14 protein-coding genes are annotated in these 14971 nt (G+C 71.0%); 6 read left to right on the forward strand and 8 right to left on the reverse strand.

Annotated features, from left to right (window positions below; genetic code table 11):
* Positions 1-128: 128 nt before the first annotated feature.
* The 4 genes from IO30_RS0123395 to IO30_RS0123410 all read right to left on the reverse strand — a co-directional run bounded on the left by IO30_RS0123395 (position 129) and on the right by IO30_RS0123410 (position 4905).
* Complete coding sequence (locus IO30_RS0123395) at positions 129-1532, reverse strand: FtsW/RodA/SpoVE family cell cycle protein (protein ID WP_373316541.1); 1404 nt, start codon at positions 1530-1532, stop codon at positions 129-131.
* Positions 1529-2785, reverse strand: a complete 1257-nt coding sequence (locus IO30_RS0123400) for an LCP family protein (RefSeq protein ID WP_031145810.1) — start codon at positions 2783-2785, stop codon at positions 1529-1531. The genes IO30_RS0123395 and IO30_RS0123400 overlap by 4 nt, the downstream gene beginning before the upstream one ends.
* Positions 2786-2867: 82 nt before the next feature.
* Positions 2868-4229, reverse strand: a complete 1362-nt coding sequence (locus IO30_RS0123405) for a sensor histidine kinase (RefSeq protein ID WP_031145812.1) — start codon at positions 4227-4229, stop codon at positions 2868-2870.
* Positions 4222-4905: a response regulator transcription factor gene (locus IO30_RS0123410; protein ID WP_031145814.1), complete on the reverse strand. Its 684-nt coding sequence runs from the start codon at positions 4903-4905 to the stop codon at positions 4222-4224. Before IO30_RS0123410 ends, IO30_RS0123405 begins: the two co-directional genes overlap by 8 nt.
* A gap of 444 nt (positions 4906-5349) precedes the next feature.
* Between IO30_RS0123410 and groES the strand changes: the two genes are divergently transcribed.
* Together groES and groL are read left to right on the forward strand one after the other, a co-directional pair.
* On the forward strand, positions 5350-5658 hold the full coding sequence (gene groES, locus IO30_RS0123415; protein ID WP_030230757.1) for a co-chaperone GroES: 309 nt from the start codon (positions 5350-5352) through the stop codon (positions 5656-5658).
* A gap of 133 nt (positions 5659-5791) precedes the next feature.
* Positions 5792-7420: a chaperonin GroEL gene (gene groL / locus IO30_RS0123420; protein WP_031145816.1), complete on the forward strand. Its 1629-nt coding sequence runs from the start codon at positions 5792-5794 to the stop codon at positions 7418-7420.
* 72 nt (positions 7421-7492) lie between these two features.
* On the opposite strand, the gene IO30_RS0123425 is transcribed toward groL, so the two are convergent.
* The 3 genes from IO30_RS0123425 to IO30_RS0123435 form a co-directional block, all read right to left on the reverse strand.
* On the reverse strand, positions 7493-8170 hold the full coding sequence (locus IO30_RS0123425; RefSeq protein ID WP_373316469.1) for an ester cyclase: 678 nt from the start codon (positions 8168-8170) through the stop codon (positions 7493-7495).
* Positions 8171-8297: 127 nt separating this feature from the next.
* Entirely contained in the window at positions 8298-9071 is a 774-nt protein-coding gene (locus IO30_RS0123430; protein ID WP_031145820.1) for an SDR family NAD(P)-dependent oxidoreductase, read from the reverse strand.
* A gap of 31 nt (positions 9072-9102) precedes the next feature.
* Positions 9103-9804 carry an MOSC domain-containing protein gene (locus tag IO30_RS0123435; RefSeq protein WP_031145822.1) on the reverse strand — a complete coding sequence of 234 codons (702 nt, stop codon included), beginning with the start codon at positions 9802-9804 and terminating at the stop codon, positions 9103-9105.
* A gap of 80 nt (positions 9805-9884) precedes the next feature.
* Between IO30_RS0123435 and IO30_RS0123440 the strand changes: the two genes are divergently transcribed.
* Positions 9885-10781 (forward strand): LysR family transcriptional regulator, encoded by an 897-nt coding sequence (locus IO30_RS0123440; protein WP_031145824.1) that lies wholly within the window; start codon positions 9885-9887, stop codon positions 10779-10781.
* Positions 10782-10865: 84 nt separating this feature from the next.
* Here the strand turns inward: IO30_RS0123440 and IO30_RS0123445 are convergent, their stop codons facing one another.
* Positions 10866-11192, reverse strand: a complete 327-nt coding sequence (locus IO30_RS0123445; RefSeq protein WP_031145825.1) for a WhiB family transcriptional regulator — start codon at positions 11190-11192, stop codon at positions 10866-10868.
* Positions 11193-11571: 379 nt separating this feature from the next.
* Between IO30_RS0123445 and IO30_RS0123450 the strand changes: the two genes are divergently transcribed.
* The 3 genes from IO30_RS0123450 to guaB all read left to right on the forward strand — a co-directional run bounded on the left by IO30_RS0123450 (position 11572) and on the right by guaB (position 14939).
* Complete coding sequence (locus tag IO30_RS0123450; protein ID WP_003948568.1) at positions 11572-12183, forward strand: response regulator transcription factor; 612 nt, start codon at positions 11572-11574, stop codon at positions 12181-12183.
* Positions 12184-12587: 404 nt separating this feature from the next.
* Positions 12588-13217, forward strand: a complete 630-nt coding sequence (locus tag IO30_RS0123455) for a sigma-70 family RNA polymerase sigma factor (RefSeq protein ID WP_031145827.1) — start codon at positions 12588-12590, stop codon at positions 13215-13217.
* Between the two features lie 213 nt (positions 13218-13430).
* Positions 13431-14939 carry an IMP dehydrogenase gene (gene guaB, locus IO30_RS0123460; protein WP_031145829.1) on the forward strand — a complete coding sequence of 503 codons (1509 nt, stop codon included), beginning with the start codon at positions 13431-13433 and terminating at the stop codon, positions 14937-14939.
* Positions 14940-14971 lie beyond the last annotated feature (32 nt).

Here is a 14971-nt window from a genome sequence, read left to right on the forward strand (position 1 = left end):
CGACGAAGGAGCGCCCTTGAGGGCCCGGCCCGGCACGGAAGGACCCTGGGACTGACGGGAATCCCCCAAGACATCTCTGATACCGCCCCACCGCCACAAGCCCCCCGAAGCCCCCGCCCCCCGCCCCCTCACTCCCGGCCCGCCCCCACCAGTGGGGTGATCGTGGTTTCGGCCGGGCCGCGGGCGTCGGCCTCGCGTTGGCGTTCCGCGCTGTCGCTGATGCGGAGGAGGAGGGCGATCATGATCCAGTTGGCCAGGAGGGACGAGCCTCCCTTCGCCAGGAACGGCAGGGCCTTGCCCGTCAGGGGGATCAGGCCCGTCACGCCGCCCGCCACCACGAAGACCTGGAGGGCCAGCGCCGCGGCCAGGCCCACGGCCAGGAGCTTGCCGAAGGGGTCGCGGGCGCCGAGCGCCATGCGCAGCCCGCGCTGCACGAGGAGCGCGTAGAGGATCAGTACGGCCATCACCCCCGCCAGGCCGAGTTCCTCGCCCACCGTCGTCAGGATGAAGTCGCTGCGCCCGGCGAAGGCGATCAGCTCGGGGTGCCCCATGCCCAGCCCGGTGCCGGAGACGCCGCCCGTGCCGAAGCTGAACAGCGCCTGTGCGGACTGGTCCGAGGTGACCCCCGGGGGCCGGTTCTCCCAGTAGTACGAGAGCGGGTTGAGCCAGGCCGCCACTCGCGCCTGGACGTGCGGTTCCGTCGAGCCGACCACGAAAGCGCCCACCGAGGCCATGATCAGGCCGCACGCGATCCAGCTGGTGCGCTCGGTGGCGACGTAGAGCATCACCACGAAGACGCCGAAGAAGATCAGTGAGGTGCCGAGGTCGCGCTCGAAGACCAGCACGAGCATGGAGACGATCCACACGGTGATGATCGGTCCGAGCTGGCGCATGGGAGGCAGCCGCATGCCGAGGAACTTGCGGCCGGTCAGCGCCAGCGAGTCCCGGTGGATGACCAGGTAGCCGGCGAAGAAGATCGCGATCATGATCTTCACGAACTCGCCGGGCTGGAGCGAGAAGCCGAAGAGCTTGATCCAGCGCTTCGCGCCGTACGTGTCGGCGCCGAAGAACGCCGGTGCGATCAGCAGCACCAGCGCGACGGCCATGGTGATGTAGATGAACCGCTGCAAGAGCCGGTGGTCGCGCAGCAGGGCCAGCACCAGGATGCAGGCGGCGACCCCGACCACCGTCCACAGCAACTGGCCCGGAGCGTTCGCGTCGGAGTTGTACCGCTCGATGTAGCCCTGGTCGAGGCGGTGCAGCAGTACCAGCCCGAGCCCGGTCAGCAGCATGGCGAGGGGCAGGATCAGCGGATCCGCGTAGGCCGCGAACCGGCGTACGCCCAGGTGCCCCACCAGCGACAGCAGCGTGAGGCTGATGGTGAAGCCGGTGAGGTTCGCGGGGAGCTCGCCGTTCATCGCCAGGCCCGCGCACACGTGCCCGAACACGGCGATCGCGACGACGAAGAGCAGCAGCAGCGCTTCGGTCCGGCGGCGGGACCCCGCCGACGTCAGGGGCCGCGGGCGCCTCAGTCCACGCACGGGATGCCGCCGCCGTCGGGGGACGAGGAGGGGTCCGTGGGCGCCGGCCGGGAAGCCGGCGGGGGAGATGTGGGGGGTGACGAGGGAGGTGATGAAGGGGGTGACGCCTCATGGGGGGTCGGCGCCGGTGCCGGTGCGCCCGGGGTGCCGGGTGCGCTCGGGCTCGCAGTCGGCTTGGGTCCGATCTGCTCGGCAATGAGGCGCTTTATCTTCATATCATCTACGACGTTGATGTCCTCCCCATGGTTCCTGCCGAAGCGCTCCACGGGGAGTGTCGAAAATTGCACTTTTCCGCCGGAAAGGTTCTTCGCCTGCTTCACGAACGACAGCAGGTCCCACCCCTCGTCCGTCACCACGTCCTGTTTCGCGGCGTCGATCAGCTTGATCAGCTTGCCCGGGTCGGTGAAGGTCCCGGCCGAGTTCAGCTTCTGCGTCGCGCCGGCCAGGAAGGCCTGCTGCCGCTTCGTCCGGTCCAGGTCGCCCCCGTCCAGCCCGTGGCGCTGGCGGACGAAGGCGAGGGACTGCTGGCCGTCGAGGGTCTGCGGACCGGCCGGGAAGTCGGCACCCGAGTACCTGTCCTTCACCGCCTTGTTCAGGCACACCGGTACGCCGCCCAGGGCGTCCGCGAGGTGGTAGAAACCGGCCAGGTTCAGCTCGGCGAAATGATCGACCGGCACGCCCAGGAAGGCGCGCACCGTCTCGATCTGCGCCTTGCGGCCCGCCTCCCGGCCGTCCCGTTCCAGCTGACGGGAGTCCTTGACCCCCTGCGCGGCGAGCTGCTCCTGCTTCTTCTCCTTCGCGAACCCGTAGGCCTTCTTGATCTTGTCCTTCCCGTGGCCGGGTATGTCGACGAAGTCGTCGCGCGGGATCGAGAAGGCCTTCGCCCGGCTGCCGTCCCCGGGCACGTGGAGCAGGATCAGGGTGTTCGCGTTGTAGCCGCCGATGTCCGAGCTGCCGGCGTGCAGCTTGTCGAGGACGTCCTCCGGCAGGTCCTGGCCGTTCTGGTCCTTACGGCTGTCCAGGCCCATGAGCAGGATGTTCGTGTCGCCGAACTTCGACTTCTCGGCGCCTTCCAGGGCCTTGGAACTGCCGATGCTGGAGGCCAGGTCCCGGTACAGGTACCAGGCGCCGCCGCCCGCCATCACCGCCAGTGCGCAGCCCGTGATCAGCAGGGTGCGGCCCAGCCGTCTGCGACGGGAGGCCCGGCGGCCTCGGGCGGTGCTCTTCCTCCGGTGCGCGCTCATGCCAGTCGATGCTGGGGTGTCCGCGCTGAGGGAAACCTGAAGATCCGGCCCGAGGAGCAGGTCCGAGGCCCAGGTCCGGGGCTCAGCCCGGCGGCCGCGGCGGCAGGTGCAGGACCAGTCGGGCCCCTCCGGCGGGCCCCGGCAGGGCCCGTACGTCGCCCCCGTGCGCCCGGGCGATCTCCCGGGCGATGGCCAGGCCCAGCCCGGTGCCGCCGCCGGTCCGTGCGCGGTTCGCGTCCAGCCGTACGAACCGCTCGAAGACCCGTTCCCGGTCCGCCTCCGGGATGCCCGGGCCGTCGTCCGTGACCTCCAGCAGCGTCCGGCCGTCCGGGGAGCCCGCGGCCCGCACCACGACCTGCGTACGGGCGTGCCGCAGGGCGTTGTCCACCAGGTTGGCCAGCGCCCGTTCCAGCCGCGCGGGGTCCCCGGACGCCGGTACGGGCGCCTCGGCGTCCAGCCGCAGCGGGACCGGGGGCTCCTGCCTGCGGGCCAGGTCCTCCGCGGCGAGCAGCGCCAGGTCCACCGGTTCGGTCCGCGGCGGTGGGCCGCCGTCCAGCCGGGCCAGCAGCAGCAGGTCGGCCGCGATCCCCTGGAGCCGTTCGGCATCGGCCAGTGCGGCCGCCACCGACTCCCGGTCGGGGTGGTCCATGGCCAGCGCCACCTCCAGCCGGGACCGGACGGCGGCGAGCGGATTGCGCAGCTCGTGCGAGGCGTCCGCGGTGAACTGGCGCTGGCGCGCGTCGGAGCGTTCCAGCCGGTCCAGCGTGTCGTTGACGGTCCGGGCCAGCTGCGCGATCTCGTCCGCCCCGCCCGGGTCCGGAACCCTGCGGTCCAGCTCGCTCGCGGTGACCGCCGCCAGTTCGGTCCGGATCGCCGTGACCGGGCGCAGCGCATGGCCCGTCACCCACCAGGCGAGGGCTGCCGCGAAGCCGATCAGCGGGGGCGCGCCCGCGAGCAGCCCGACCGCGACGGCGCGGGTCGCGTCGTCGACGTCGCCGAGCACGGTCATGGCGTACACCGTGCTCGCGCCGTGCACCCCCGGCAGGCCGGGTGCCTCGACGGCCACCACGACCCGGCGTTCCTGACCGGGCCGGGCGGGCGGCAGGACGGCCGAACGGGAGTCCGTGCCGGGGTCGGGGCGCAGGGGGCCGAGGTCGGGGATCTCCTTCGGGTCGCCGCTGGTGGCGACGGTCCGCCCGGCCTCGTCCCGGACGAGGACCAGGTCCACCCCGCCCTCGGGCGCGGGGAGCCGGCCGCCGGGCAGGGTCCGGCCGTCGAGCTGGGCGGCGACCTTGCGGGCGGCGAGCTCGGTGCGGCCGGTGGTGTTGTCGAGCAGGTTGGCCCGCAGGAGGCTGTGCAGCCAGAGCCCGCCGGCGGCCAGGACGGCGGCCATCGCGAGGGCGGCGGCCGCGGCGGTGCGGGCGCGGATGCTCGCGCTAGCCACCGTCGGGGGCCAGGCGGTAGCCGGTGCCGTGCACGGTGCGGATCGAGCGGCGGCCGAAGGGGGCGTCGATCTTCTTGCGCAGCGAGGAGACGTACACCTCGACGATGTTGGGGTCGATCCCGTGGGGGGCGTCCCAGACCTCGTCGAGGATGTCCTGCTTGGAGACGGCCCGGCCGGGCTGTTCCATCAGGCAGGCGAGCACGCCCAGTTCGCGGGCGGTGAGCTCGATGTCGTGGGGGCCGCGGCGGCAGCGGCGGCCGGGCGGGTCGAGGAGCAGGTCGCCGGCCTGGAGGGTGCCGCCTGGGTCGGGGGTGGCGGCGCGGCGGGCGAGCGCGCGGATGCGGGCGGCCAGGACGACGAAGGAGAACGGCTTGGTGAGGTAGTCGTCCGCGCCGGCGTCCAGGCCCTCGGCCTCGTCGTGCTCGCCGTCCTTGGCGGTGAGCATCAGCACGGGGGTGGTGTCGCCGTGGGCGCGCATCCGGGTGCAGATGTCGTGGCCGCTCATGCCGGGGAGCATCAGGTCGAGCAGGACGACGTCGTACGGGCCTCCGGCCAGGGCGAGGTCGAGGCCGCGGTGGCCGTCGTGCGCGACCTCGACGAGGTGTCCGTCGCAGGACAGGCCGCGGCGGAGGGATTCGGCCAGGCCTTCTTCGTCTTCGACCACGAGGATGCGCACGCCCCAAGCCTCACATATGGGACGAGTTCCCCTGCGGGGGGTCTGCATCTGCCGGGTCGTCACCCCTGCGCTGGGCTCTGGCAGGCCGGCCCGGGGACAGCGGCGGTAGGGAATCGGTCGAGGAGGGCTGCGGGCCGTGGAGGGGGGTGTGGGGCAGGAGGTGGGGGTGGTGCGGTGCAGGTGCCGCAAGGGGAACGGGCCCGGCGGGGGGTGTGGGGGGATGGGCCGGACGGGTCGGTGCAGGGGGCCCGTGCGACACCAGCGGCGGCGAGAATTGGCACTCCGCTTGACCGAGTGCTAATCGCCGGAATAGTGTCGCACCTGGCACTCACCCCGGGTGAGTGCCAACACAGCGACAGGCAGGTCCGGCACCCGCGACGACGGATCGACCTGGTCGCCACCTCAGACAGTTAACCCCGGATCTCCGAAGGGGGAGGTCGGATCGTGACGACCGCCAGCTCCAAGGTTGCCATCAAGCCGCTCGAGGACCGCATTGTGGTCCAGCCGCTCGACGCCGAGCAGACCACGGCCTCTGGCCTGGTCATCCCGGACACCGCGAAGGAGAAGCCCCAGGAGGGCGTCGTCCTCGCCGTGGGCCCGGGTCGCTTCGAGGACGGCCAGCGTCTCCCGCTGGACGTCAGCGTCGGCGACATCGTGCTGTACAGCAAGTACGGCGGCACCGAAGTGAAGTACAGCGGCGAGGAGTACCTCGTCCTCTCGGCTCGCGACGTGCTCGCGATCGTCGAGAAGTAATTCGCTTCAAGTTTTGATTTGAGCTGCGCCCCTGGTCACCCTGCTGATGCCGGGCGGCGAGGGGCGTAGTTCGTTCCAGGCGGTGGCGGTCGCGGTGAGCGGCCGATCGCAACGAGAGGACTGAACCGCTCCCATGCCGAAGATTCTGAAGTTCGACGAGGACGCCCGTCGCGCCCTCGAGCGCGGCGTCAACAAGCTTGCCGACACGGTCAAGGTGACGATCGGCCCCAAGGGCCGCAACGTCGTCATCGACAAGAAGTTCGGCGCCCCCACCATCACCAACGACGGCGTCACCATCGCGCGCGAGGTCGAGCTCGACGACCCGTACGAGAACCTGGGCGCGCAGCTCGTGAAGGAGGTGGCGACCAAGACCAACGACATCGCGGGTGACGGCACCACCACCGCCACCGTGCTGGCCCAGGCGCTGGTCCGCGAGGGTCTGCGCAACGTCGCCGCGGGTGCTTCCCCGGCCGCCCTGAAGAAGGGCATCGACGCCGCGGTCAAGGCCGTGTCCGAGGAGCTCCTCGCGACCGCCCGTCCGATCGAGGACAAGTCCGACATCGCTGCCGTGGCCGCGCTCTCCGCGCAGGACCAGCAGGTCGGCGAGCTCATCGCCGAGGCGATGGACAAGGTCGGCAAGGACGGTGTCATCACCGTCGAGGAGTCCAACACCTTCGGCCTGGAGCTGGAGTTCACCGAGGGCATGGCCTTCGACAAGGGCTACCTCTCCCCGTACATGGTCTCCGACCAGGAGCGTATGGAGGCCGTCCTCGACGACCCGTACATCCTGATCAACCAGGGCAAGATCTCCTCCATCCAGGACCTCCTGCCGCTGCTGGAGAAGGTCATCCAGGCCGGCGCCTCCAAGCCGCTGCTGATCATCGCCGAGGACGTCGAGGGCGAGGCGCTCTCCACCCTCGTCGTCAACAAGATCCGCGGCACCTTCAACGCGGTCGCCGTCAAGGCCCCCGGCTTCGGTGACCGTCGCAAGGCGATGCTCCAGGACATGGCCACCCTCACCGGTGCCACCGTCATCGCCGAGGAGGTCGGCCTCAAGCTCGACCAGGCCGGTCTGGACGTACTGGGCTCCGCCCGCCGCGTCACGATCACCAAGGACGACACGGTCATCGTCGACGGTGGCGGCAGCCACGAGGAAGTCGTCGGCCGCGTCAACCAGATCAAGGCCGAGATCGAGTCCACGGACTCCGACTGGGACCGCGAGAAGCTGCAGGAGCGCCTGGCGAAGCTCGCCGGCGGCGTCTGCGTCATCAAGGTCGGCGCCGCCACCGAGGTGGAGCTCAAGGAGAAGAAGCACCGCCTTGAGGACGCCATCTCGGCGACCCGCGCCGCGGTCGAGGAGGGCATCGTCTCCGGCGGTGGCTCCGCGCTCGTCCACGCCGTCAAGGTCCTTGAGGGCAACCTCGGCCTGTCGGGCGACGAGGCCACCGGTGTCGCGGTCGTGCGCCGCGCCGCCGTCGAGCCGCTGCGCTGGATCGCCGAGAACGCCGGCCTCGAGGGCTACGTCATCACCTCGAAGGTCGCCGAGCTCGACAAGGGCCAGGGCTTCAACGCCGCCACCGGTGAGTACGGCGACCTGGTCAAGGCCGGCGTCATCGACCCGGTGAAGGTCACCCGTTCCGCGCTGGAGAACGCCGCCTCCATCGCCTCCCTGCTGCTCACGACCGAGACCCTGGTCGTCGAGAAGCCGGCGGAGGACGAGGGCGACGCCGGTCACGGCCACGGTCACGGCCACAGCCACTGATCACGCCACGCGCCGAGAAGGCCCCGTTCCGCAGCCGCGGAGCGGGGCCTTCCCCGTGGTCGGCTTCCGGCTTCAGGATGCGTAGGGCGTTCCGGCCCCGCCCATCTGGCGCTGCAGGGCTCCGGGGTTGTAGTGCCACCAGCCCTCGATGATCTCTCCGTTCTCGCACCGGAAGGTGGTGGTCCCGGACATCTCGTACGTCTTCCCGGTCGGGGCGACCCCCATGAACGGCCCCTTGTGGGTGCCGCGCCAGTTCCACACCGTCGTGACCATGTCGCCCTCGGCCACCTGGGCCGTCGGCTCGAAGGTCATGTCGAAGGCCGCACGCCAGGCCTCCATGTCCGAGCGCATGTTGTCGCGTCCGATGACGGTGGGTTCTTCCTTGCTGGCGTCGTGGTCGATGTAGTTCGTCGCGAAGCACGCGTCGATGACGCTCATGTCGCCGCCCATGGCGGCTTCCGTGAACACCCGGTTGGCGAGCTCCTTGTTGAGGTGCTCGTCGCGGACCACATCGAGGTTCATGAACTTCGGCATTCCCTCGCAGAGGGCCACCATCTCCTGGAACATCCGGTCCGTCTCCGGGAGCCGGGAGTTCCTCATGGCGTCCTCGTACGAGGCGAACTCCACCATGTCCACGTAGTGGTTCCGGGCCTCGCGGTCCTGGCCGATCATCGTGTGCGTGGCGGTGCGCTTGCCGCTGCTCTGCTCGGCCCAGCGGTCGATGAGGGCGTTCATCTCATCGAAGCGCATGGTTTCGTAATCGATTACCTGTACGAATGTCATCGCGTCGCCTCCCGGCGGATAGGGCACGTCCCGACAGGTTCAGTACACGTCCAGTTTAGGGAGGTATCACCCGTTTGGCCGGGCTACCGGCGGGTCACTGGGGTCCGTACTTGCGGCCCGTGCGCGAGGACACCCCGCCGAGCAGCGCGCGCGGCGTCAGCTTCACCACGCCCATCAGCGCCTTGTACCGCGGGTCCGGGATCGACACCGTCTTGCCCCGCGCCAGGTCGGCCAGCGCCGCGGCCACCAGCTTGTCGGCGTCCAGCCACAGCCAGCCGGGGATGTTGTCCGTGCCCATGCCCGCACGCTGGTGGAACTCGGTCCGTACGAAGCCGGGGCACAGCGCCATCAGCCGTACGCCCGATCCCGCCAGGTCCTTCGCCGCACCCTGGGTGAACTGCACGACCCAGGCCTTGCTCGCCCCGTAGGTGCCGCGCGGTACGAAGGCCGCGACCGAGGCCACGTTGATCACGCCGCCGCGGCCGCGCTCGCGCATCGAGGAGGTGGCCGCCGAGGTCAGCCGCAGCACCGCCTCGACGTGCACCTTGATCATGGTGAGCTCGTCGGCCATCGAGACTTCCAGGTAACGGCCCTTGTTGCCGAAGCCCGCGTTGTTGACCAGCAGGTCCACCGGGTGCGTCCGGTCGTCGAGGCGCTGCTCGACCGCCGCGATGCCCTCCTCGGTGGAGAGGTCGGCGGCCAGTACCTCGGCCTCGATTCCGTGCCGGTCGTGCAGTTCGGTGGCCTGCTCGCCCAGCCGCTTGGTGTCGCGTGCCACCAGCACCAGGTTGTGCCCCTGGGCGGCGAGCCGCCGGGCGAAAGCGGCGCCGATGCCCGCCGTGGATCCCGTAATCAACGCAGTCGTCATAGGCGCAACCTAGCTTCCCGGGCCGCCGGGTCTACGCCTGCCCGGCGTTCGCCCCGTACTTCGCCAGGTACTGACGGGCCGTCTCCTGCGCCTCCGGCTCCAGCGCCTCGCCCGCGGCGAGGGTGCGCGGGAGCAGCGAACGCTCGGAAGTGAACGCGCGGAACCACAGTTCCACCGTCACGTCGTGGTCCGGCCGGTGGATGACCTCGATGGTGTCGCCGGGGGAGACGGAGCCCTCCCGGATCACCCGGAGGTACGCGCCCGGGCGGGCCTGTGCGGTGAAGCGCTTGACCCAGCCGGGCTCGGCGAGCACCTTCTGGAAGGTCCGGCAGGGGATGCGGGCGGAGGCCACTTCGAGGACGAGGTCGGGGCCGACCCGCCAGCGGTCGCCCAGGCGCGCGGTGTTCAGGTCGATGCCGGAGGTGGTGAAGTTCTCGCCGAAGAGCCCGTCGGCCAGTTCGCGCCCGAGCTCGGCCTCCCACCAGTCGAGGTCCTCGCGGGCGTACGCGTAGACGGCCTGGTGGTCGCCGCCGTGGTGGCGGCGGTCGCACACCGCGTCGCCCTCCAGGCCGCTGCCGAGGCCGGTGGCCTTGGGGCCGGGGGAGCTGACCCGCACCGGTCCGGGGACCGGACGTTTGCCGATGCCGGTCAGCGGGCTCCCGGCGTCGGTGCGGTCGACGGCCGTGGCGCGGCCCAGGTTCACGGAGATCAGGTGTACGGGTCCCGAGGTCATGGGGGTCACGCTAGCCGAACGGCCCCAAAGGGTCCCGCGGATATTGGCGGCGCGGTCAAAGTGGCCCTTATGCTCGAAGGGTGATCGAGGCACGTCATCTCCGGGTTCTGCGCGCTGTCGCCGGGACCGGGTCCTTCTCCGCCGCCGCCCGCGAGCTCGGCTGCACCCAGCCGGCCGTCTCCCAGCAGATGAAGGCGCTGGAGCAGTCGGCCGGCACCCCGCTGCTCATCCGCACCGGCCGCGAGATGCGGCTGACCCAGGCGGGTGAGGCCCTGGTCCGGCACGCCGCCGGGATCCTGGCCGGGCTGACCGCCGCCGAGGAGGAGGTCGCGGCCATCGCCGGGCTGCGCGCGGGCCGGGTCCGGCTGGTGTCCTTCCCCAGCGGCAGCTCCACGCTGGTGCCGACGGCGCTCGCGGCGATGCGCGCCGAGCACCCGGGCACCCGCATCTCCCTGGTCGAGGCGGAGCCGCCGCGTTCGGTGGAGATGCTGCGCGAGGGCGACTGCGACCTGGCGCTGGCGTTCCGCTACGACGGCTCCTCCGGGTCCGCAGAGTGGGAGGACCTCGTGGTGCGGCCGCTGCTGACGGACCGGCTCGTCGGGCTGGTGCCCGAAGCCCATCCGCTGGCCGGGGCCGAACGGGTGGGCATGGCGGAGCTGGCGCAGGAGCCCTGGATCGCGGGCTGTCCGCGCTGCCGCCGCCATCTGGTGGAGGTGTGCGAGTCCGCGGGCTTCACCCCGCGGATCGACTTCGCCACCGACGACTATCCGGCGGTCGTGGGGCTGGTCGGCGCCGGGCTGGGCGTGGCGGTGCTGCCGGAGCTCGCGGTGGAGTCCGTACGGGCCAAGGGCGTGAGCACCCTGGTGGTGGAACCCGCCGTCGAGCGGCAGGTCGTGGCGCTGACCCTGCCGGACCTGGCCAGGGTCCCGGCCGTGGCCGCGACCCTGGCCGAGCTGGAGCGGGCCGCGGCGCGCTGACCGGCCCCGGGCGGGCGCGGGCTGCTGCCCGCCCGGGTGTGCCGGGCGCAGGAGAAACGTTCCTTCGGACGTTTCCCGCGGCCGTCAGTGCGGAGCGATCGGTCCGATCGCGCTGGATGCGGGAATCAGGCGGTGGCGGGCTCGGCCCATCAGTTCCTCGCGTTCGTCCTCGGTGAGGCCGCCCCACACCCCGTAGGGCTCACGGACGGCGAGTGCGTGCGCGGCGCATTCCGCGCGCACCGGGCATCGCATGCAGACCTCTTTAGCCGAGGCCTCGCGCGCGCTCCTGGCCGCGCCCCGCTCGCCTTCCGGGTGGAAGAAGAGGGAGCTGTCGACTCCTCGGCAGGCAGCCAGCAGCTGCCAGTCCCAGAGGTCGGCGTTCGGTCCGGGGAGGCGGGAGAAATCTGCCATTGGTAGTCCTCTTGGTGCCGGTACTGAGGCGGATACGGTCCATGTCTCCACACCTACTGTCGTAGTAGATGTAAATATGACTCATTGGGAATCTAGCCTCAGACACATGCCAAACGGAAGGAAAGCCGCCAAATAGGGCATAGCTCCAGATGGAGGACACGCCGCTTGTGGTGCCCGTGTCGTGTTCGGTTCCTCACGTAGAGTGCCGAAGGTGTCCGTCCGACCCGTAACTCTTTCGAGTGACCATCGTTGAGAGTGCGAAGGCGGTTGAACCAAGAAGTTCTCGGACAGGTGTCCGGGGACATCGACCGCACAGGTGACGATACGTACCAGCCTGGAGGCTCAAGGTGACGCGCATCAGCAGCTGCGGAGGGCGGTCATGACATCCGTCCTCGTCTGCGACGACTCCCCGCTTGCCCGAGAGGCGCTCCGTCGCGCGGTTGCCACCGTGCCCGGCGTCGAGCGTGTGACGACGGCTGCCAACGGCGAGGAAGTCCTCCGCCGCTGGGGTGCCGACCGCTCCGACCTGATTCTGATGGATGTCCGGATGCCCGGACTCGGCGGTGTCGAGACGGTCCGCCGGCTCCTCTCGGCCGACCCCGGCGCCCGCATCATCATGCTGACGGTCGCCGAGGACCTGGACGGCGTGGCCCTCGCGGTCGCCGCCGGCGCCCGTGGGTACCTGCACAAGGACGCCTCGCGCGCCGAACTGCGGGCCACGGTCACCCAGGCCCTCGCCGACCCGACCTGGCGACTGGCTCCGCGCCGGCTCCGTTCGGCCGAGATGGGCGCCGCGCCCACGCTCACCGCACGCGAGATCCAGGTGCTGGAGGGCATGAGCCACGGCCGGTCCAATGCGGAGATCGGGCGCGAGCTCTTCCTCTCCGAGGACACGGTCAAGACCCACGCCCGCCGGCTGTTCAAGAAGCTGGGCGCCTCCGACCGGGCCCACGCCGTGGCGCTCGGCTTCCGCTGGGGCCTCGTCCGCTGACCCCCGGGTCCCGTCCGCCCCGTGCGGACGGGGCGCCAGCACCTCCAGGCCACCGCCGGGGCGACCCGGCGGCATCCCGGGCTCGCATCCGGCGCGGCGCCCGGCCCCGTACGGCGGGCGCGGTCCCGCAGCGCGTGACCGGTGCCCCCGTCCTACCCGGTGCGCACCCGGGGGTTGGCGGGGCACAATCCGGGGGACGTGTCGCTTCGTGCGCGATGCCGCATCCTTGAGGGTGTGCCGCATTCTTGGAGATGTGGAGTCCTCGGGGAGTCCTCGGGGACCATTCGGCCGAGCGGGAGGGGAGGGCGCACAGCATGAGTTCCGGCGCACCCGCTCATAACGCTTCGATGCACAACCCGGACCACGGTGCCACGGATGCTCCGGCGTCAAGGCACCATGGATTGATGCGCGACGACGAGGCCCAGGGGTCACCCGCGGCCACAGGCCCGACCGGAGCCGCCAGAGGCGGCGGTTCCGGGCCCGTCAGCGCGCTCGTACGCCGAGCGGTGGAGGGCGACGAGCAGGCCACGCACGACCTGCTCGCCTTCGTGCACCCCCTGGCGATCCGCTACTGCCGCACCCGGCTGTCGCGGCTTCCCGGTGACGCCCGTCACTTCGTGGAGGACCTGGCGCAGGAGGTCTGCGTCGCCGTCCTGATGGCCCTGCCGCGCTACCGCGACACCGGCCGGCCCTTCGAGGCCTTCGTCTTCGCCATCGCCGCGCACAAGGTCGCCGACCTGCAGCGGGCCGCCATGCGGCATCCCGGCAGCACGGCCGTGCCCTCCGACGAGATGCCGGAGCGGCCCGACGACTCGCTCGGCCCGGAAGAGCGGGCGCTGCTCAGCAGCGACGCGGCCTGGGCCAAGAAGCTGCTGGCCAACCTTCCGGAGAACCAGCGCGAGCTGCTCGTCCTGCGCGTGGCGGTCGGGCTGACCGCGGAGGAGACCGGGCAGATGCTCGGCATGTCCCCCGGTGCGGTGCGGGTGGCCCAGCACCGCGCCCTCAGCAGGCTCAGGGCGCTCGCGGAACAGTAGGCGCGGCGGCGGCCCGGATTCCTTCGTGGCGGCCGCCCGTTCGCCCCGGGCGGTCCGGTACCGGTCCCGTAGCGGTCCCGTAGCGGTCGGTCGCGAGCGAAATCGTCGTAGGAACCGACGAAACTTAGGCTCAACCTTGGTCGTGGAATGAGACGCGTCGGGATCCCGTTAGCATGGACATCCGCGCTGAGCAAGACCATTTGGGAAGGTGTCATGACCGACAGCGGTTCGACCGGAGTACCCGACAAATTCGCCACGCTCGGACTGACCTACGACGACGTGCTGCTGCTGCCGGGCGCGTCGGACATGTCGCCTGACGCCATCGACACCTCCTCCCTCATCTCGCGCAACGTGCGCGTGAACGTCCCGCTGCTGTCCGCCGCCATGGACAAGGTCACCGAGGCCCGCATGGCCATCGCGATGGCCCGCCAGGGCGGCGTCGGCGTACTGCACCGCAACCTCTCCATCGCCGACCAGGCCAACCAGGTCGACCTGGTCAAGCGCTCCGAGTCCGGCATGGTCACCGACCCCATCACGGTGCACCCCGACGCGACCCTCGGCGAGGCCGACCAGCTCTGCGCGAAGTTCCGCATCTCCGGCGTGCCGGTCACCGACCCGGCGGGCAAGCTGCTCGGCATCGTCACCAACCGCGACATGGCCTTCGAGTCGGACCGCAGCCGCCAGGTGCGCGAGGTCATGACGCCGATGCCGCTGGTCACGGGCAAGGTCGGGATCTCCGGCGTCGACGCCATGGAGCTGCTGCGCCGCCACAAGATCGAGAAGCTTCCGCTGGTCGACGAGGCGGGCATCCTCAAGGGCCTCATCACGGTCAAGGACTTCGTCAAGGCCGAGAAGTACCCGAACGCGGCCAAGGACAAGGACGGCCGCCTGCTGGTCGGCGCCGCCGTCGGCGTCGCCGGTGACGCGTACGAGCGCGCCCAGGCCCTGATCGAGGCCGGCGCCGACTTCATCGTCGTCGACACCGCCCACGGCCACTCGCGCCTGGTCGGCGACATGGTCGCGAAGATCAAGTCGAACTCCGGCGTCGACGTCATCGGCGGCAACGTCGCCACCCGCGACGGCGCCCAGGCGCTCATCGACGCAGGCTGCGACGGCATCAAGGTCGGCGTGGGCCCCGGCTCCATCTGTACGACCCGCGTCGTCGCCGGCATCGGCGTCCCGCAGGTCACCGCGATCTACGAGGCCTCCCTCGCCGCCAAGGCGGCCGGCGTCCCGGTCATCGGTGACGGCGGCCTCCAGTACTCCGGCGACATCGCCAAGGCCCTGGTCGCGGGCGCCGACACGGTGATGCTCGGGTCGCTGCTCGCGGGCTGCGAGGAGTCCCCGGGCGAGCTGCTCTTCATCAACGGCAAGCAGTTCAAGTCCTACCGCGGCATGGGTTCGCTCGGCGCGATGCAGTCCCGCGGTGACCAGCGCTCCTTCTCCAAGGACCGCTACTTCCAGGAGGGCGTGGGCGGCGACGACAAGCTCATCCCCGAGGGCATCGAGGGCCAGGTGCCCTACCGCGGCCCGCTCTCCGCGGTCGTGCACCAGCTCGTCGGCGGCCTGCGCCAGTCGATGTTCTACGTCGGCGGCCGCACCGTCCCCGAGCTCCAGGACCGGGGCCGCTTCGTCCGGATCACCTCGGCGGGCCTCAAGGAGAGCCACCCGCACGACATCCAGATGACGGTGGAAGCACCGAACTACTCCCGCAAGGGATAACAGCGCACCTGACAGGGGCGGGCCCGGGTGAC

The organism is Streptomyces xanthophaeus (assembly GCF_000725805.1).
Taxonomy (GTDB): Bacteria; Actinomycetota; Actinomycetes; order Streptomycetales; family Streptomycetaceae; genus Streptomyces; species Streptomyces xanthophaeus.